The organism is Gammaproteobacteria bacterium (assembly GCA_030949385.1).
Lineage (GTDB): Bacteria > Pseudomonadota > Gammaproteobacteria > JAUZRS01 > JAUZRS01 > JAUZRS01.
The window spans coordinates 95945-114055 of sequence record JAUZSP010000006.1 but is presented as its reverse complement, the minus strand read 5'-3'; the positions used below and the strand labels follow the sequence as shown (position 1 = coordinate 114055).

The following is an 18111-nucleotide window of genomic DNA, read 5'->3' as shown; positions in this document are numbered from 1 at the left end:
AGACCCTATAGATAAAATTTATCTACTCTTTCTCTTCAATCCATGTGCCTTGAATCGCTTCCAAGATTTTTTCATTGGAACGTTCGGGGTCATCATCAAAATTGTCCAACGCCGTCACCCATGCGTGTAAATCGGTAAAACGGATGTAACGCGGATCCACATCGGGGTGCGCCTCATCCAGTTCAATGGCAATGTCCAGTACATCGGTCCACTTTAATTCCATGTCAACGCTCCTCTCTTAACCGTGCTCAGAGACCATATTAATGGTGTATTTTGGCAGCTCGACCACCAAATTTTCCTCACCCACCACCACCTGACAACTCAAGCGGGAGTCAGGATCTAAGCCCCACGCCTTGTCTAACAGGTCGTCTTCCAACTCGGTGTTCTCTGACAGTGACTCACCGCCTTCACGCACATGAACGTGGCAGGTGGTGCAGGCACAGGATTTTTCACAAGCGTGTTCAATCTCAATGCCGTTGGCCAACGCCGCATCACAAATGGTGATACCTGGCTCCACTTCAAACATCGCCCCTTCAGGACAGATCTCTTCATGGGGTAAAAAAATAATTTGTGTCATTTTATATGCTCCGCAGCAGCGTAGGCTGCCTATCATTCGTATTCATTTAAATTATGCCCCGCCATCGCTTTACGTACGCTGGCGTTCATGCGACGTGCCACATAGGCTTCACTGCACTGCTCTAATCGTTTAATCGCACTCTTAATGGCCAGATGATCGTCCGCCTCAGCCACCGCCAGCACAGCGGCTCGGGCGGTCTGAATCTGACTCAACTCATCGGCCTGAAGAAAATCATCGCCGTCACTGGCCAGAGCCGCATCCAAGGCTTCAATCACCCGCTGCGCCTCCACCTGCTGCTCACGTAAGCTGCGCGCGTCTTTGTCCGCTTGGGCGTAATCCATCGAATCGCGCAACATCTGCTCGATCTCTTGATCCTGCAAGCCGTACGAAGGTTTGACCTCAATGCTCGCCTGCACACCGCTGGTCAACTCCGTAGCCGTCACGTTCAACAGGCCATCCGCATCCACTTGTAAGGTGACTTTAATGCGCGCCGCACCGGCCACCATCGGCGGAAAACCGCGCAATTCAAAACGCGCCAGTGAACGACAATCAGAAACCAACTCTCGTTCACCCTGTAATACATGCAGCGCCATTGCCGTTTGACCGTCTTGATACGTGGTGAACTCTTGCCCTCGCGCAGTAGGAATAGTCGTGTTACGGGCGATGATCTTTTCCACCAAACCGCCCATGGTCTCAATGCCCAACGAGAGCGGATTCACATCCAGCAACAGCATTTCACCGTCGGCTTTGTTGCCCGCCAACACATCGGCTTGCAATGCCGCACCGATGGCCACCACTCGATCAGGGTCGATGTGAGTCAAAACCTCACGTTTGAAAAAGTCACTGACGTTATCGCGCACCAGAGGCACCCGAGTTGAACCGCCCACCATCACCACCGCAGCGATCTCATCGCGGCTGACATCGGCATCGCGCAGCGCACGACGACAAGGTGACAAGGTCTTTTTAATCAACGGTTCAATCAGCTCATTGAAGGTCTCACGGCTCAACAAGCCCTGCCATTCGTATTCAGAATCTTCAATCTCTACCACCACCTCATCACATTCGCTCAGCAACTCTTTGGCTGCCCGCGCCTGATCCAAAATGTGGCGATTCAAACCGTGATTGTCTTTCACCTCAATTCCAGCCTGCTGTTTCATCCACTCAGCCAGCAAACGATCTATGTCATCGCCACCCAGAGCCGTGTCACCGGCGGTGGCCAAAACCTCAAACACGCCGCGATTCAAGCGCAAAATGGAAATATCAAAGGTACCGCCACCGAGATCAAAAATCGCCACCACCCCTTCAGCGGCTTCGTCCAAGCCATAGGCAATGGCCGCTGCGGTGGGTTCGTTGAGCAGACGCAGCACATGCACATCCGCCAGACGCGCCGCGTCTTTGGTCGCTTGACGCTGAGCGTCATCAAAATAGGCCGGTACGGTGATCACCGCCCCCACCAGATCACCGCCCAAAGTCGCTTCCGCCTGTTTGCGCAGCAGGCTTAAAATCTCCGCCGAGACTTCCACTGGAGTGACCTTGGCACAGGCCGTCTGAATCCGTGGCACCGAACCTTCACCCTCAACAAAACGGTACGGTGAATTGCTCTCAATCGCCAACACCTCCGCCAAAGAACGCCCCATAAACCGTTTCACCGAACTGATGCTGTTGTGTGGGTCAGCAGCGGCGTTATCACGCGCTTCACGTCCCACCTGACGAGAGCCATCAGCCAAATAACGCACCACCGAAGGCAAAATCAACTCACCCTCGCTGCTGGGCAACACTTCGGCCACGCCGCTGCGCACACTGGCCACCAAGGAGTTGGTGGTGCCTAAATCGATCCCCACCGCCAAACGGTGTTGATGCGGTGCCGTGGATTGTCCAGGCTCAGAAATTTGTAATAGGGCCATAATTCAAACTCGCGTTATAACTCATCTTCCAAGGCCAACTCCAGCGCCACGGCGCTCTCTCGAAGTTTGCGTAAAAACTGTAATTTGCGCACCCAATCGCGCGCCTCTGACCACGCCTGCGCGTGCAAGTGCGTTCCTAAAGAAGCAAAACAGCTGCGCGACAAAACCGCGATTTCATCCAGCACGTCCGCCGTCGCTTGCAGAGGATCATCCTTCTCACGCACCTCATCCAACGCTTCACGCAGCTCCATCTGCTGCATCAAAAATGCCATATCCATCTGCGTATCGCTTTCGTTGTCCAACGAAACACCCTGCAAACTCAGCAGATACGTGGCACGGGTCAAGGGGTCTTTAAGGGTCTGAAACGCTTCATTAACCAAGGTTGCGCCCTGCATGGAGAAGCGCCGTTCTTGCTCACTGGCTGAGGCAAACCGGTCGGGGTGCAACAGACGTTGCAACTCCTGAAAGCGCGCCGCCAACATCCCTTGATCCAGATCAAACGAGACCGGCAGAGAGAACAGCTCAAAATAGTCTTTGGAAAAATCCAACTGCACCTTAACCCCCTTTTTTTAATGCCTGTACAGAAAAAACGCCCAGCCAAGGCAGAGCGTTTTTTTATCTCAACGGTAAAACAAATGTTTAAACGGTAAAACTTTCGCCGCAGCCGCATTCGTCTTTGACATTGGGGTTATTGAACTTAAAACCTTCGTTCAAGCCCTCTTTAGCAAAATCCAGCTCGGTACCATCAAGGTACACCAAGCTTTTTTTGTCAATGATCACCCGTACACCGGCATCTTCAAACACTTCGTCATCGGGACTGACCTCATCGGCAAATTCCAATACATAGGCCATTCCAGAACAACCGGTGGTGCGCACTCCGAGACGCAAACCCGCAGCTGCACCGCGTTTTTGCAAAAAATCTTTTACTCGGCCTGCTGCCGCCTCAGTCAAGGTTACTGCCATAACAAAGCTCCTTTTCGGAAGTAAGTGCCGTTTTTAAGACTGTTTCTGTTTCAGATCTGCAATCGCTGCGGCAATCGCGTCTTCAGCCAGTACCGAACAGTGAATTTTCACTGGTGGTAAAGCCAGCTCTTCAGCAATATCGCTGTTTTTAATCGTAGACGCTTCTTCTAAGGTTTTACCCTTCACCCACTCCGTCACCAAGGACGAAGAGGCGATGGCAGAACCACAACCGTAGGTTTTAAATTTAGCGTCTTCGATGATGCCATCCGCGCCCACTTTGATCTGCAACTTCATCACATCACCACAAGCAGGTGCGCCGACCATGCCGGTACCAACACTGCTGTCGTTTTTATCAAAGGCACCCACGTTACGTGGGTTTTCGTAATGATCTAATACTTTTTCGCTGTAAGCCATGTCGTTCTCCTAAGTGCAATCAAGGTTCATTAAGCATCTAACGATGCCCAGTCTCTAATTTAATGCGCCGCCCACTGCACGCTGTCAAGATCAATACCTTCTTGGTACATGTCCCACAACGGTGACAATTCACGCAGACGATTCACCGCATCGCGCACTTGGCCAATGGTGTAATCAATCTCTTCTGCGGTGGTGTAACGACCGATGGTGAAACGGATCGAGCTGTGTGCCAGCTCGTCAGAACGCCCCAAAGCACGCAACACATAAGAGGGTTCCAAGGAAGCCGAAGTACAAGCCGAACCAGAAGAGACAGCAAAATCTTTCATTGCCATCATCAGGCTCTCGCCTTCAACAAAGTTAAAACTGATGTTCAGATTACCGGCGATGCGATGTTCCATATTGCCGTTGATGTAGACCTCTTCCATGTCTTTAAAACCGTCCAGCAGACGATCACGCAATTTAGCCAGACTTTTATTCTCGGCAACCATCTCTTCTTTAGCAATGCGGAACGCTTCACCCATGCCAACAATTTGATGAGTCGCCAAGGTACCAGAACGCATACCCCGTTCGTGACCGCCGCCGTGCATCATCGCTTCCAGACGTACTCGAGGTTTACGACGCACGTAGAGCGCGCCCATGCCTTTAGGGCCGTAAATTTTATGAGCGGAAAGCGAAAGCAAATCAACGTTCATCGCATTGACATCAATCTCCACTTTACCTGCGCTCTGAGCCGCATCCACGTGCAACAAAATTTTACGTTCGCGGGTCATTTTACCAATGGCCGCAATGTCTTGAATCACACCAATTTCGTTGTTGACGTGCATAATGGAAACCAAAATGGTGTCCTCGCGCAGCGCTGCTTCCAGTTTGGCCAAATCCACCATACCGTCGGTTTCAGGAACCAAATAGGTGATTTCATATCCATCACGTTCCAATTGACGACAGGGATCCAACACCGCTTTGTGCTCGGTTTTGACGGTCACAATATGACGGCCTTTTTTCTTGTAAAAGTGCGCCACACCTTTGATCGCCAAGTTATCGGATTCCGTAGCACCAGAGGTCCAGACAATCTCTTTACTGTCTGCACCGATCAAAGCCGCCACATGAGCACGCGCTTCGTCAACCGCCGATTCTGCCTCCCAACCAAAGGGATGAGAACGTGAAGCAGGATTGCCGAAGTGACCGTCACGGGTCAAATAAGCAGACATCTTCTCAGCAACACGCTCATCAACAGGCGTGGTTGCGGAGTAATCTAAATAAATCGGTAGTTTCATATTGCTCATGCTCACTCAAATTTCATTCAATAATTCGTTAACCCTTAAGAGCGTCACACGATCTTAAGAGACAATCTCGACCCGCTGCTGATTTGAAACCGTCAGCGCCTCTAAACAATCTTTCTCTTGGCGCTCCATCACTTCTTGGACAGATTGCTTTTCGATTAAATCCCCTAAGCTGATACCGGCTAAAAAACCGTGAATCTGCTCGCTCAGAGACATCCAGAGATCGTGGGTCAAACAACGTTGCTGATCGTGGCAGTTAGCCAGACCACCGCAACGGGTCGCATCCACTTTCTCATCCACCGCCTCAATAATGCTGGCAATGGCAATCTCGTGCACCGGTTTACTGAGGCTGTACCCGCCACCTGGGCCACGGGTACTGAGCACCAAACCGTTTTTACGCAGTTTGGAAAAGAGCTGCTCCAGATACGAAAGCGAGATCCTCTGACGACTGGAAATATCCGCCAAAGTCATCGGCCCTTCTCCACCGTGCAACGCTAAATCCAACATCGCGGTTACCGCGTAGCGGCCTTTGGTTGTTAATCTCATGCCGCTCTCTTCTGACCCAATATGGCGCGCATCTTTCCATACCCGACGGTTTTAGTCAACTATTCTTCAAAAGTGTACGCTCTGTCTCTTTCGCGGCACGCAACTCCGCTTTTTGCAGACACTTCTCACTCTGGCCGCAATCGTCCTCTTTGTCACAAAAACCGATATCACAGGCCTCCAGCTCCTTAAGGTTGATGGCAGGATCTTCCAAGCCCATTGCCTTCAAGGCACCGCACATCGCCTCCATTTTACGATCCATGGCATGAATATGATCCAGCATACAGTTCATTGCCGTGGCCACAGGGTCGGGCATGTCTTTGCTCACGCCGTAGGCATCAAAGCCCATTTTTCGGGCAATCTCCTCACGGTGTTTCGGCAGTGGTGGCGGTGGTGTTTTCTTTTTAACCACTCTTCCAGGAATACCCACCACCGTCGCGTTGGCCTCCACGTCTTTAACCACCACTGCATTAGAACCCACCTTAACCCCAGCCGACAAGGTGATCGGCCCCAAGACTTTGGCACCGGCTCCTACCACCACCCCTTTTTCTAGGGTCGGATGGCGTTTGCCTTTGTTCCACGAGGTGCCACCTAAGGTCACCCCCTGATAAAGTGTCACATCATCATGCACCTCTGCGGTCTCACCGATCACCACCCCCATGCCGTGGTCAATAAAGACCCGTCGTCCCAAAGTAGCTCCAGGATGAATCTCAATGCCGGTCAGAAAACGCGCCAAATGCGACAGCGCACGCGCCAACCACTTCAACCCCTTCCCCCACAGCCAGTGGCTCACGCGGTGAATCAATACCGCATGCACCCCAGGATAAGTGGTTAAAATTTCCCACGTATGCCGCGATGCCGGATCACGATCAAAAACACAGTGGATATCCTCACGCAAGCGTTTAAACATAACAAACCCTAAGTGTTATAACCGAGTAATTTACTCAAGTATTATAGTGCCAGATTCAGCAAATAACAGCCCTTCATGCTTTTTTCTTTTTTAGTGCCGCACTCAAAATGCCACGCAACATGCCCAACTCCAACTGCGTCGGCTGGCTGCGATGAAAAAAACGCTGCAAACGCGGCATCAACTGACGCGGGTTCTTTGGATCAAGAAACTCAAGCTCAACCAAGGTCTGCTCAAGATGAGTGTAAAAATGCGCCATCTCCTCCGCTCTAGCCAAGGCATCCGCCGCAACGGGTTCCACAACGGGGGCGGACTCCGAACTCAAAAAGGCCATTCTCAACTCATAAGCCACCACCTGCACCGCCGAAGCCACATTCAGGGAGCTGTAATCGGGGTTGGTCGGAATGTGCAACAACGTGTGGCAGAGCTGCAACTCCTCGTTGGTCAAACCAATGCGCTCACGGCCAAAAACAATCGCCACCTCATCCTGCAAAGTGACCTCACTCACCTGCTCCGCACAACCGCGTACATCCACCTCAGGCCACGCCAGCGTGCGCTGCCGTGCGCTGCTGCCGTACACCACACCCACGCCCTGCAACGCCTCTGCCAAAGAGTCACAGACCACGGCTTGATCTAAAACATCCGTCGCCCCTGAAGCCCGTACCAACGCCTCCTCGCTGGGAAAATCGCGGGGAGCCACCAAATAAAGGCGCTCCAAGCCCATGTTTTTCATCGCCCGTGCCGCCGCACCGATGTTGCCCGCATGGGAAGTGGCGATCAAGACCATCCGCACCTTACTCAAATTCAAATCAACTTCTCCTTAAAAGAATCAAAACCGTACGCAGGTCAGCATATTTTCATACTCAAAACACCCGTTCTCTGCTATCCTCTGTGACCATTTTTTAGCCCAAATAAAGACCCAAGCCGATGCATCCCATGCTCAATATCGCCGTCCGTGCGGCACGCTCCGCAGGCAATCTGATCGCCCGTAATGTGGACAGAATCGACACCCTCGCCATCGAAACCAAACAGCGCAACGACTTCGTCAGCGAAGTGGATCGTCAAGCCGAAGCGGAGATTATACGCACTCTGCTCAAGACCTATCCACAACACGGCATTTTAGCCGAAGAGTCCGGTGAGCACTGCAGGCGATGGCCGTCATCAGTGGATCATCGACCCTCTCGATGGCACCACCAATTTTCTGCACGGTTTTCCGCAGTTTGCGGTTTCCATTGCACTCAAATACGAAGGTCGCTTAGAACAAGCGGTGATCTACAACCCCATCAGCCAAGAGCTGTTCACCGCCACTCGTGGCGGCGGAGCCTCGCTCAACAACCGCCGTCTTCGGGTCAGCAAACGCCGTGGTCTGGAAGGTGCGTTACTGGGAACAGGCTTTCCGTACCGTGACGATCAAGCCAAAGATCTGGACGAATACCTGAAAGTATTTCGCACCTTCTTGACCAAAACCGCTGGCATTCGTCGCCCAGGCTCTGCCGCTCTGGATCTGGCCTATCTGGCCGCCGGTCGCATTGATGGTTTTTGGGAGATGGGTTTGCACAGTTGGGACATCGCTGCCGGTGCGCTGCTGATCCGTGAAGCGGGTGGCATTGTAACCGACCTTTCTGGCGGAGATCAGTATCTGGAAAGCGGTGATATTTTAGCCGCAGGGCCAAAGGTCTTTCACGCCATGTTGCAGGTGTTGAAACAGCAGCGGGAGTCTGGCTCATAACCTCAGCTTAACCATAAACCGGTGAGGGTAAAGTGGGGTACACACGATAAATATGACTGAACAGTTCATCGGCTAACAAACCAATCTCCTCCACTTCGTAGCTCTCTGGCAAGCCCGTTTTGTCATCGTACAGGTGGTCATAAATACCCTGTTTGATCGCCGCCCGAGCGCGCCCTTTCTCTTGCCAGTGCTGAATCGTGACCAGCTCCTTTTTCACATCTTTTAACAGCTCCGTTGCCACCCGCTTGATGGTCTTGATCTCTTTTTTTACTTAACTCCGGTTTGTTCAGCAGATCAAACAAGGCCAAACTCTCCTGATCCAAGCCCTCGCGCAGCGCCCGCGCCTCCTCCTGCCCCAACTCCTGCATAAAATTCAACAACTCATCAAAGGTCTGCTCAATGGCGAGATGCTCTTTTTCATCGTTGTAACGCGCCACCACCGCTTCAAAATGCGTTTGAAAATCGGTTCGCAACGGATTCTGCTGCACCAATTTATTCAGCTGTTTCGCCAAGACATCACTCAAATTAAGCACCACGGTTTTTTTCTGCGCCTGCTGAGCAAACTCCGCTCGCAAACGCTCAAAATCAATTTTGCTCATATCGTAGACCCGCGCTTCGCGCACGGTGCGCTCTTCCACCAACACCGACTCATCCACCAGCTTGTGCAGCGCCCTCATAATCTGGCTGATGTCTGCCGTCTCTCGATCCCGTTGCAGCGATTTGTAGATGATGTGAATGGCATCCCGATCCAGCCGATACGCATTCACTTCGGGGCGCAGCGTGATGCAGGCTTTGAATTTTTTCACCACCTCACGCGCCATCACTTCATAGGTTTTTCTGCTCCGATTATTTTCATTGACCGCCTCTTTGGCCTCCATAATGGCTTGATTACGCGCAAAACCAACATCCTCGGTGATCTTTGTTAGCTCAAAGCCCCGCTGATTCAAAAAGGTTTTGACCGCTGCAATGGACTCGGCCAGCGTTGCCAGCAGTTCTTTGTTGGGTCGCACCGGGTCAGGGACAGAACTGCCATTCGCAGCACCCCCAAAGTCCGCCAAGGCTTGGCGTAAATTCTTCAAAATGCCGCAGTAATCCACAATCAAACCGTTATTTTTACCCTCAGCGACTCGGTTGGCACGGGCGATGGCCTGCATCAAGGAGTGGGCTTTCAGCGGTTTATCCAGATAAAGAGTTGATAAACTCGGCACATCAAACCCCGTCAACCACATGGCGCAGACAATCGCCACACGGAAAGGGTGCTCTTCACGCTTGAACGCCTCTTCCAGCTTTAACCGCCCCTTGCCCTCCTGAAAGCCCTCTTTAATCAATTTACGATGGGGAAGGATGTCCAGATCCCAATGGCGAAATTTCTCTACCTCGCCCTGCTCCTCGCTCACCACCACCGCCATCTGGGTCTCTTGCATCCACGTCAGTTGGCGCTCACGAAAGATCATCTCCTGCTCATCCGCTGTCTCGCTGGTAAGTCGCTTGCTCAGTGCCACCTGATGCTGCTGCCAACGCTCCTTGATCAAATCGTACATCCGCACACAGGTCACTTTATCAATGCAGACCAGCATTGCTTTGCCGTTTTGCCAGCCTGCGCTGTAATGCTCGACAAAATCATCGGCGATCTGCTCCAGACGGCTGCTGGCGGTGACGATGTGATAAGCGCGCTTTAATTCGCGCTCTAAGCGCCGCTGAACGTCCAGATCCTCCACATCCATCTCAGCCAGTTTTGCGCTGATTTTTTTGTTCAACCCATTCGGTTCCGCCACCGAACCACCGTTCTCATCGCCCCCCTTTCCCTCAAGACGTAGCGCCTCACCCCGTGCATCGTAGAAGAGTGGCACGGTGGCTTGATCTTCCACGGCTCGTTGAAAGTCGTAGGTGGAGATGTAATCGCCAAACACTTGGCGGGTGATCTGATCCTCTTTCAACAGCGGGGTGCCGGTAAAGCCGATGAAACAGGCGTTAGGCAGGGCGTTGCGCAGATTCAGCGCCAGAGTGCCGTACTGGGTGCGGTGCGCTTCATCGGTAATGACGATGATGTCGTCCCGTTGCGAGCCGCGCATCTCTGCGGTGCTGAATTTCTGAATCAGGGTAAAGATAAAGGCTTTCTGCTGACCAAGCAGTTCATCGAGGTGTTTGCCGCTGTTGGCGCGGCAGGGGTCGCGGTCGTGATTCACCAGCCCCGCTCCGGCAAAGGTTTTGTAGAGCTGATTGTCGAGATCGTCGCGGTCGGTGAGCAGCAAAAAGGTGTAGTTTCCGCCCAGTTTACGGCGGATTTTTTTGGCAAAGAAGAGGATCGAGTAGGATTTCCCCGAACCTTGGGTGTGCCAAAAGACCCCGAGCTTGCCTTGCAGTGACCGACGCTTTTTCACTGCGTCAAGGGCACGGTTCACGCCGAGAAATTGGTGGTTGCGGGCGATGATTTTGACTGTTTTGCCGCTGGAGTCGTCAAAGATGATGTAGTTTTCAAACAGGTCGAGAAAGTTTCTTTTGCCACAGACCCCTTTGAGTAGGGTCTCCATTGCCACCGCTCCGCTCTCCTCTTCGTCCAGCCGTTTCCATTCGCTGAAGTGTTCGTACTTTGAGGAGTGGGAGCCGATTTTAGCCTCGATTCCGTTGCCTAAGATCACCACGGCGTTGTGGTGAAAAAGATGTGGGATAACGTCTTTGTCTCGGTAGTCTGAGAGGTTCTCTTCGTAGGCGGCTTTAACGCTTCGGTGCAGGTTTTTCACTTCCATAAAAATCAGCGGGATGCCGTTGACGAAGCCCACCAAATCGGCGCGGCGGCGGTACACGTCGCCTTTGATCCAGAGTTCGCGCACGATTAAAAAGTGGTTGTTGTCGGCTTGTTCAAAGTCGAAGATGCGGAGGGTTTTCTGCTGGCGTTGGCCTTTTTTGTCGCGGTAGTTGACCGCTACGCCCTGTTTGTAGAGTCGGTCTTTTTCTTGGTTGATCGCGGCGAGGCTTTGGCTGCTGTTGACGCTGATGATCTGTTGCAGGGCGTTTTGGTAGGCTTCGTCGGGCAGGTTTGGGTTGAGTCGGATGAGGGTTTGGCTGAGGTAGCGGCTGAGGATGATCTCTTTTTCGCTTTCGCGTCCGAGGGTGCCGTCTGTGCCGAGTGTTTCCTGCATGGCGTAGAGGGATTCGTCCCACGCCAGTGCGTCACGCAGGTAGTCGGCGGTGGTCTGTTGCACCAGCGTATCTTCGGTCATGCCACTCATACCACCAGCTCTCCGCTCATCAAACGAGGCAATAAAATATCTCGGGCTTGCTCAAGTTTTTTAATTTTCTGAAATAGACAAACAACTTGAATACGAACATCTTCAAAATAGTCATTCGCCTTATTCAACACATCATCATCAGGAATAAAAAAATCAATCATTTTTAGGTGCTTTGCCCCAAGATGTCGCACTGTGGTTCCAGTAATAACTCTATTGAAATCAAAAATAGGCTTTTCAATTGCCTGCTTTACAAACCCCGTACTCACACCATTAGCCCCAAGAACTCTAACAACCCGTTGGTTCAACCATGCTTTTCCACCACACCAATAATTCATATGGAAATCACCATCCATACCAATTAAAAAATCTCCATTTTCTAATAATTTTTCTTCAGGGGCTTCTTCAATGGTAAATACCTTAGATACACGGGAGGGAATATTTCTTATCCTAACAACAGGAAGCCCAATAGCATCACCAGAAAACAGGGTTGACTTAAATGAAAAACCGTATGTCACCCTACTTACTTCAAAAAGATTTTTCTTAACCCACCCCTCCGGCACACCATCAACAACTTTAACCTGCTCATGACCAGGAAAGCGCAGATGCACAAACCACTCTTTGTAGAGCAAACGGGCGGACTCTTCTAGCAATTGAATGCGGCGACGGTTGTTTTCTATAAGATCGTCGTATTGAGACAACACTGTAGAAATTACTTTCTGTATCTCTAGCGAGGGTATATTAAGCAAAAAATCAGGAAAATCTTTTATAGAAAACCTACTCACTGTTGCTCCTACAATCACCTTTGTATCTGCATATTTTTGCCATTGTGGAGATAGAAAATAGTAATGAAGAAAACGTGAATTTATTTTTTTTGGATCTGGCCTTATCAGTCCCATGCGACGCCCCAAACACCCTTCAAACCCTTTAGGAATAATTGCATATCTATGCAAGGTAGCTTCATAAGAAAATACCACATCTCCACATTGAGGCTTTACCCTTATTATCCACTTAGAGTATTCTTCTTTCGATACATATTTTATTTTAGACAAATCAAGCCTGCCTTGAGATGTCACATTCTTAATCCCTAAAAAAACATGACCAGAGGTTGACACTTTAGGCGTTGCGTGCGGACCATCATATACACCAAGCGACACATCCTTTATTGTGGTTAAAAAAAAGCTCATACCCCCAGCCCCTTAAAGTTCTGGGCTATTTTTTCAGCCAGCGTTACCGCTTCTTTATTTAACCCCTCCAACTCACGGTGAATCTCCCGCAGGCTCACGGCAAAATCAAATCCTTCTTCCTCTTCCTCAGCCGCCACCCCCACATAACGCCCCGGGGTCAGGCTCCAATCATTCGCCGCCAGCTCCGTTTGATCCACCAACCTCACCAGCCCTGCCACATCCACCAACTTCGCCTCAGGGAAACGGCTCAACAACCACAACGCCTGCTGATGAAAATAGCTCACCTGCTTCAACTGCTCCACCGCATCCCCTCGCATCCTCTCCAAGCGTTTTTTTAAACTCTCCTTGCCACTGAGCAAGGCCACCCGATCCCAAAGCTTACTTTTCTTGACCTTCTTCGCCTTTAACACCTTCTCAGCGTTCTCAAACAGACCGTTCGACGCTTTACAAACCGACTCCAACTCAGCCATAAAATCACGACTGCGCTCCGCCAACTGCGCCACCTTACCCCCATCAGCGATCAGCTTGTTTAACGACTTCGCCGTCTTAAAGGTGCCAGCTCCCCACTGTTTCGTGACCTGATCCACCAGCGCCTCAAAGGTTTTACTCTCCGCACTCAGCAGAACCACTTTGTCCGAAAACGCTTTTAAGTCCTCTTGTAGCGCGGCGGTTTGCTGCTTATAGAAAGGCGTAATGGCCTTCTCAATCTTCTGCAACAACTCAACCGAGACAAAAATTGGATTATATTCAACGATCTTGATCTCTTTCGAACCGCCTTTCTCAACAACCACCTCCTCTTCATACTCCAGAGCAAAGGCAAGCCACGCATGATCCAGCGCCTTCTGAATGTGACTCTGCACCAACTCAATAAACCGCCCAGACTCACCGCGATAAAGCCAAACAATGCTGTTTAAATTGGCCAACTGCTCAGGGCTAAAGTCGTAAATCTTGCGCGTCACTTGACGGTAAACCTGCCGCGCATCAATCATCAACACCTTATCTTTATGCGCCTCAGGCTTGCCCTTATTCAAAAACCAGAGCTGACAGGGCACCGAACGGGTGTAGAAAAAGTTAGAACGGATGTCAATCATCAGATCCACATGGCCGGTCTCAATCAACGCTTGACGCACCTTTGCCTCAGCCCCTCCAGCACTGGACGATTGCGACGACATCACAAACCCCGCACGGCCTGTCTCATTCAGGTAGCTGTAAAAATAGGAAATCCAAAGGTAATTACCGTTAGAAACCTTGCCGCCTTTATTTACTCCTGCCAAACCGAACGGCAGGCGTGCATCCGTTTCAATTTTGCTCGCATCCACCTCATCCACATTGAAAGGCGGGTTGGCCATCACAAAATCAACATCGCCCACCAAATCATGCGGGTCATTGTAGTAGGTGATCGCCTCACTGCCCCCAGCAACCTCGCCTTCCAGACCATGCACCCGTAGATTCATCTTCGCCAAACGGGTTGTGGTGGGGTTTTTCTCATGACCGTAAAAGGTCAAGGCATCATGAGACTCCTTTTTCTGCTGATCGACAAAATGTGCACTCTGCACAAACATGCCACCAGAACCACAGGCAGGGTCTAAAATTTTGCCCTTATGAGGCTCGATCACATTAACGATCATCTGCACCAAAGAGATCGGAGTAAAAAACTCACCGCCATCGTGCGCCCCCTGGTCAGCAAACTGAGTCAAGAAGTACTCATAGATACGGCCAAAAATATCCCCATCGGCCTGCTTTAACTCTTCTGGGTTGAGACTGCGCAACAACTGCCGCACCACCTCACTGGAGATCCCTTGATACTCCTCTTTTGGTAACTGCTTCTTTAGCCCCGTGTAATCCTCCTCAATGGAGTTCATCGCCGCAATGACCGCTTGCGTACAATCAACTTCATCACTCAGCGCCACCAAATAATCAAACTGCGCCTCTTCACGGAGAAAAATCGCCCCCCCGACCAGCAAAATCATCTTTGCTTAATGCACGAGTTTTTCCACCCCGACTGGGCAGGGTTTTCTCAATCTCAGCCTTGACCGCAAGAAAACGGCTGTAAGCGTGACGCAAAAACACCAACCCCATCACCGGCATAAAATATTCGTTGCTCGCCAGTTCGGAGTTGGAGCGCAAGGTATCGGCTGCTTTCCAAAGACGTTTTTCGATGGCTTCGATCTGTTGCAGTTGTTGCATGAATCCGTTTCCAAGAGAAGGGGGAGCGCAGCAGTATACAACCAGATTTCCCGCCAGCAAACCGCCACGGCAGCTAAGAGAACATCAGAGATGTTCAGCCAAAAAAAAAGCCGAGATCATTCGATCTCGGCTTTTTTTGCTCATCAATCAGCGATTAATCACATCGCAAAATCAATCACGTTAGAGCGCTCTACGGTCTGCAACCCCCGGCCACTGCCAGCAGCAGCCACCACGACCGTCACATTATCTCGCGCGCCACGAGAGAGTGCCAAGGTCACCAAAGCCTCCGCACTCTCTTGGGGTGAACCTTGATTCAACAACGCTTCAATCTCCGCGTTTTCAATCTCTCGATAGAGACCGTCACTACAGAGTAAAAAAACATCGCCTCGGCAAACGGCCTGAATATGGCAATCCAACTCCAACCGCTTAGACGCTCCCACCGCTCGAGTGATGGCATTGGAATCCACATAACTGTCGGACTCTTCACGACTCACCAAACCGCGAGCAACAAACTCTTCCAGTGGACCGTGATCCCAAGTCAAAGAACGCAAACGTTTGTTGCGCAACAAATACGCTCGGCTGTCTCCGGCCCACAGATAAACACAATACTGACGCCACGCCAGCAACACAACCACCGTACTGCCAATGGTTGTTTTACCTCGGCGCTGCGCCTCTGCCAACAGACGCTCATTTACTCCCAACAGGGCACGTTTTACCTCACGGACATAAGCACCGAATCCCAACGGCGGTTCTAGGCTTTGCAGTGACTCCACAATCCATTGACTGGCCAATTCACCGTAGGCGTGACCACCCATGCCATCAGCAACCACCCACAAACCCACTTCTGGACGCTCCAAATAAGCGTCCTCATTATTATTTCTAACCTTTCCCATGTGGGTGATAGCGGCTGAGTTCCAGTACAAACCTAATTCACCACCGTCAAAATCCATCACCGTGGGCAGAGGTAACGCTTCTCTTCTGCCAATCTGCATTTTCCCAGTCTCCTCCCAACATGGCTGCAAAGCCTGTTGTCGGGGGTAATCCCTGACATACTAAAAAAGAAGGTTCCACCTGCTCGGAACCGTGGCTCCACCAGAGGCTGTAGCCAAAATAAAGCTCTTCCAGAGCCTGATTTGCCAACTCAGAACAAGCACCCGCCAAACTCGACGGTGCCGCTAATGAGATATGCCAAGCGGACGAAACCCCCATTATGCCGTTGTGTACCGTCTCTTTAGCGGCACTTTTCGGCACTCGTAAACGTTTCAATTGCTGGTCAAACTCTTCCAGTTCAAAGCCTTCGCGGAGGCTGGAAAGCGCCAAGGTTTCTGCTTGTGCGTACCACGCCCCTCCCGACTGCATCATTCGAAACGGATTCACCCCTTCGGCCAACGGAGTCGCAAGGGTGAAAGGAAAATAACGCCCCATTCGATCCACACTCGGCATCACCACTCCCGCCCACGGCAGAGAACCACAGACCCCTTTGGTCATCACAAAACGCCACACAGGGCTGGTCAGGTAGACATCCAACCAGTCATCCGCCAACTGCTCCTGACTGGAGAGCAAAGACTCTTGCAACCAATGATCCCAAGGTTCAACAAAATGCTGCGCCAAGCGGCGCGACACAAAATCACCCCTAACGGGAATTTTGCCGTAAAAACCGGGGCTTTCCTGACCCAGACGAAACGCCAAAGCCTCATCAATCATTAAAACGCACTCCATGCAATCTATCCAAAACTGAATTTCTATTTATATAGATGATTCAATCTATTACAGCACAAACCTACAGAGGTTTATCCTAACGCCACACTGGATAGAAGTTGCAAAAAACTGAATTAAGTAGAGTAAACCACTCTACCTTACGACGGCCTTAAAACTTCTAAAGCATAAAGACTAGCCCAGAGAGCGCCCTTCATCCAAGCATAAAAATAAGTCGTACCAGATGGTTTGTCACATTTATCAGATTATCAACGGTCAATACTTCGGACAGTTTTAAACCTGAATAGCCCCATACTCACTCAGCTCATGGTAAACCGCCTCGACTTTTTGACAAGATCTCTCCAAACCTAACTTGTCAAAAAGTATTTTCATCAAATATTGATTGAATTTCTTACGTCGCCACGAGGCAATCGAAATCACCGAAGGCTCAGGGTTGCTCTTGTCCTTACGGTCTTCCAGCTTCAATAAATTCAGTGCGGTGAACGAGGCATTAATATGAGTTTGAATGGCCTCTGGGCAACGCGCTTGGCAATCCATTAAACCCGTATGTTGCTTAGCTTCACGAAACAAAAATTCAATCTGAAAACGAGCGGTGTAATATTCGACAATCTTTTCTGGAGCCAACTCCGAATCCGTAGAAAACAGCAGAGCCGAACGGACTTTTGTCTTCTGCTCCCATCGCAGCAGCACCACACGGATTTTCCGTTTGAAACAACACGAGTGAACCACGGCGCTGTAAATCGATACCCCCTTATCCATTACGCCACACGCATCAAAACGGGACAGCTCCGTTTGGAAATTGACTTTACCATCGTACGTTTTAGGACGTCCTTTGCCACCGTACTCGCCCTCAAAATACCAGCTTAGGTTGGCATCTGAACGCAGCTTTCCAATCAGGTGTAAGTCATCTGAACAGACCGCATCGACAAACTTCACCTTGCTGTAGTAGGCGTCTGCGGTAAGGTAGCGAATGCCTTGCGCTTGAAGATCACAGGCAAGGTCACAAACCTGTTTCGCGTAGCAGTCCACTCGGCTCTCACCCTCTTTCTGTTCCGAGTCCAACGTTTGGCGAGCCTCCAGCGCGTAAGCGGTTCGACTTTGAAGATCAATTCGGCAAACCAACGACAACTCCAACCCCACCATGGCTTGCCCCAAAGCGCCGTTGTAAAACCAACCCAACCCTGCTGTTTTCTGACCACTTTTTTTCATAAAGCTGGCATCAATGGCGGCAATTTGATCGTGCTTTTGTGGCAGCCCTTTTTGAAGTAGGCGTCTGTTGAATTGTGCAAAATCAAATGAACGTCGAAACCAACGCGACAGACGTTTTTCATGCAACGAACTGTAACGACTCAAATTACGAAAAGTGGCTTTCCCTTGAAAAACCATCAATGCGGAAAACAGAGCTGAGAGAAAAAGACGTTGTGGTTTTTTAACACTGGACATGGAGAGTAAAACCGATTCTACTATGGATTCCACG

14 protein-coding genes and 3 pseudogenes are annotated in these 18111 nt (G+C 50.7%); 1 reads left to right on the top strand and 16 read right to left on the bottom strand.

What is annotated here, in order from left to right:
* Window positions 1-22 precede the first annotated feature (22 nt).
* From iscX to Q9O24_07830, 10 genes are all read right to left on the bottom strand, one after another.
* A complete protein-coding gene (gene iscX / locus Q9O24_07875) occupies window positions 23-223 on the bottom strand; it encodes a Fe-S cluster assembly protein IscX (GenBank protein MDQ7075053.1) in 201 nt (66 codons plus the stop codon).
* A 15-nt stretch (window positions 224-238) separates the two neighbouring features.
* On the bottom strand, window positions 239-577 hold the full coding sequence (gene fdx, locus Q9O24_07870) for an ISC system 2Fe-2S type ferredoxin (protein ID MDQ7075052.1): 339 nt from the start codon (window positions 575-577) through the stop codon (window positions 239-241).
* Between the two features lie 32 nt (window positions 578-609).
* A complete protein-coding gene (gene hscA, locus Q9O24_07865; GenBank protein MDQ7075051.1) occupies window positions 610-2481 on the bottom strand; it encodes a Fe-S protein assembly chaperone HscA in 1872 nt (623 codons plus the stop codon).
* Window positions 2482-2495: 14 nt separating this feature from the next.
* Entirely contained in the window at window positions 2496-3035 is a 540-nt protein-coding gene (hscB, locus tag Q9O24_07860; protein ID MDQ7075050.1) for a co-chaperone HscB, read from the bottom strand.
* An 85-nt stretch (window positions 3036-3120) separates the two neighbouring features.
* On the bottom strand, window positions 3121-3444 hold the full coding sequence (iscA, locus tag Q9O24_07855) for an iron-sulfur cluster assembly protein IscA (protein MDQ7075049.1): 324 nt from the start codon (window positions 3442-3444) through the stop codon (window positions 3121-3123).
* 33 nt (window positions 3445-3477) lie between these two features.
* On the bottom strand, window positions 3478-3858 hold the full coding sequence (gene iscU / locus Q9O24_07850) for a Fe-S cluster assembly scaffold IscU (protein MDQ7075048.1): 381 nt from the start codon (window positions 3856-3858) through the stop codon (window positions 3478-3480).
* Window positions 3859-3917: 59 nt separating this feature from the next.
* Window positions 3918-5132: an IscS subfamily cysteine desulfurase gene (locus tag Q9O24_07845; protein MDQ7075047.1), complete on the bottom strand. Its 1215-nt coding sequence runs from the start codon at window positions 5130-5132 to the stop codon at window positions 3918-3920.
* Window positions 5133-5195: 63 nt separating this feature from the next.
* Complete coding sequence (gene iscR, locus Q9O24_07840; GenBank protein MDQ7075046.1) at window positions 5196-5684, bottom strand: Fe-S cluster assembly transcriptional regulator IscR; 489 nt, start codon at window positions 5682-5684, stop codon at window positions 5196-5198.
* A gap of 55 nt (window positions 5685-5739) precedes the next feature.
* A complete protein-coding gene (gene cysE, locus Q9O24_07835; protein MDQ7075045.1) occupies window positions 5740-6591 on the bottom strand; it encodes a serine O-acetyltransferase in 852 nt (283 codons plus the stop codon).
* Window positions 6592-6664: 73 nt separating this feature from the next.
* Window positions 6665-7396, bottom strand: a complete 732-nt coding sequence (locus Q9O24_07830) for an RNA methyltransferase (GenBank protein ID MDQ7075044.1) — start codon at window positions 7394-7396, stop codon at window positions 6665-6667.
* Window positions 7397-7515: 119 nt separating this feature from the next.
* Between Q9O24_07830 and Q9O24_07825 the strand changes: the two are divergent.
* Window positions 7516-8317 (top strand): annotated as a pseudogene (locus Q9O24_07825) (inositol monophosphatase family protein).
* Between the two features lie 7 nt (window positions 8318-8324).
* Here Q9O24_07825 and Q9O24_07820 read toward each other — a convergent pair.
* The 6 genes and pseudogenes from Q9O24_07820 to Q9O24_07795 form a co-directional block, all read right to left on the bottom strand.
* Window positions 8325-11547: pseudogene (locus tag Q9O24_07820) on the bottom strand (type I restriction endonuclease subunit R).
* Complete coding sequence (locus tag Q9O24_07815) at window positions 11544-12731, bottom strand: restriction endonuclease subunit S (GenBank protein MDQ7075043.1); 1188 nt, start codon at window positions 12729-12731, stop codon at window positions 11544-11546. The pseudogene Q9O24_07820 and the gene Q9O24_07815 overlap by 4 nt, the downstream one beginning before the upstream one ends.
* Window positions 12728-14918, bottom strand: a pseudogene (locus Q9O24_07810) (N-6 DNA methylase). The gene Q9O24_07815 and the pseudogene Q9O24_07810 overlap by 4 nt, the downstream one beginning before the upstream one ends.
* Before the next feature lie 158 nt (window positions 14919-15076).
* Window positions 15077-15910, bottom strand: a complete 834-nt coding sequence (locus Q9O24_07805; GenBank protein ID MDQ7075042.1) for a protein phosphatase 2C domain-containing protein — start codon at window positions 15908-15910, stop codon at window positions 15077-15079.
* Window positions 15858-16622: a type VI secretion system-associated protein TagF gene (gene tagF, locus Q9O24_07800; GenBank protein MDQ7075041.1), complete on the bottom strand. Its 765-nt coding sequence runs from the start codon at window positions 16620-16622 to the stop codon at window positions 15858-15860. The genes Q9O24_07805 and tagF overlap by 53 nt, the downstream gene beginning before the upstream one ends.
* Window positions 16623-16907: 285 nt before the next feature.
* Window positions 16908-18110, bottom strand: coding sequence for a transposase (locus Q9O24_07795; protein ID MDQ7075040.1), 1203 nt, complete (start codon window positions 18108-18110; stop codon window positions 16908-16910).
* Window position 18111 lies beyond the last annotated feature (1 nt).

Coding starts and splice junctions, on each gene's coding strand:
- Q9O24_07845 (MDQ7075047.1), bottom strand. CDS start 5,132: ATGAAACTACCGATTTATTTAGATTACTCCGCAACCACGCCTGTTGAT.
- Q9O24_07805 (MDQ7075042.1), bottom strand. CDS start 15,910: ATGCAGATTGGCAGAAGAGAAGCGTTACCTCTGCCCACGGTGATGGAT.
- iscX (MDQ7075053.1), bottom strand. CDS start 223: ATGGAATTAAAGTGGACCGATGTACTGGACATTGCCATTGAACTGGAT.
- iscA (MDQ7075049.1), bottom strand. CDS start 3,444: ATGGCAGTAACCTTGACTGAGGCGGCAGCAGGCCGAGTAAAAGATTTT.
- tagF (MDQ7075041.1), bottom strand. CDS start 16,622: ATGATTGATGAGGCTTTGGCGTTTCGTCTGGGTCAGGAAAGCCCCGGT.
- fdx (MDQ7075052.1), bottom strand. CDS start 577: ATGACACAAATTATTTTTTTACCCCATGAAGAGATCTGTCCTGAAGGG.
- Q9O24_07815 (MDQ7075043.1), bottom strand. CDS start 12,731: ATGAGCTTTTTTTTAACCACAATAAAGGATGTGTCGCTTGGTGTATAT.
- cysE (MDQ7075045.1), bottom strand. CDS start 6,591: ATGTTTAAACGCTTGCGTGAGGATATCCACTGTGTTTTTGATCGTGAT.
- iscR (MDQ7075046.1), bottom strand. CDS start 5,684: ATGAGATTAACAACCAAAGGCCGCTACGCGGTAACCGCGATGTTGGAT.
- hscA (MDQ7075051.1), bottom strand. CDS start 2,481: ATGGCCCTATTACAAATTTCTGAGCCTGGACAATCCACGGCACCGCAT.
- iscU (MDQ7075048.1), bottom strand. CDS start 3,858: ATGGCTTACAGCGAAAAAGTATTAGATCATTACGAAAACCCACGTAAC.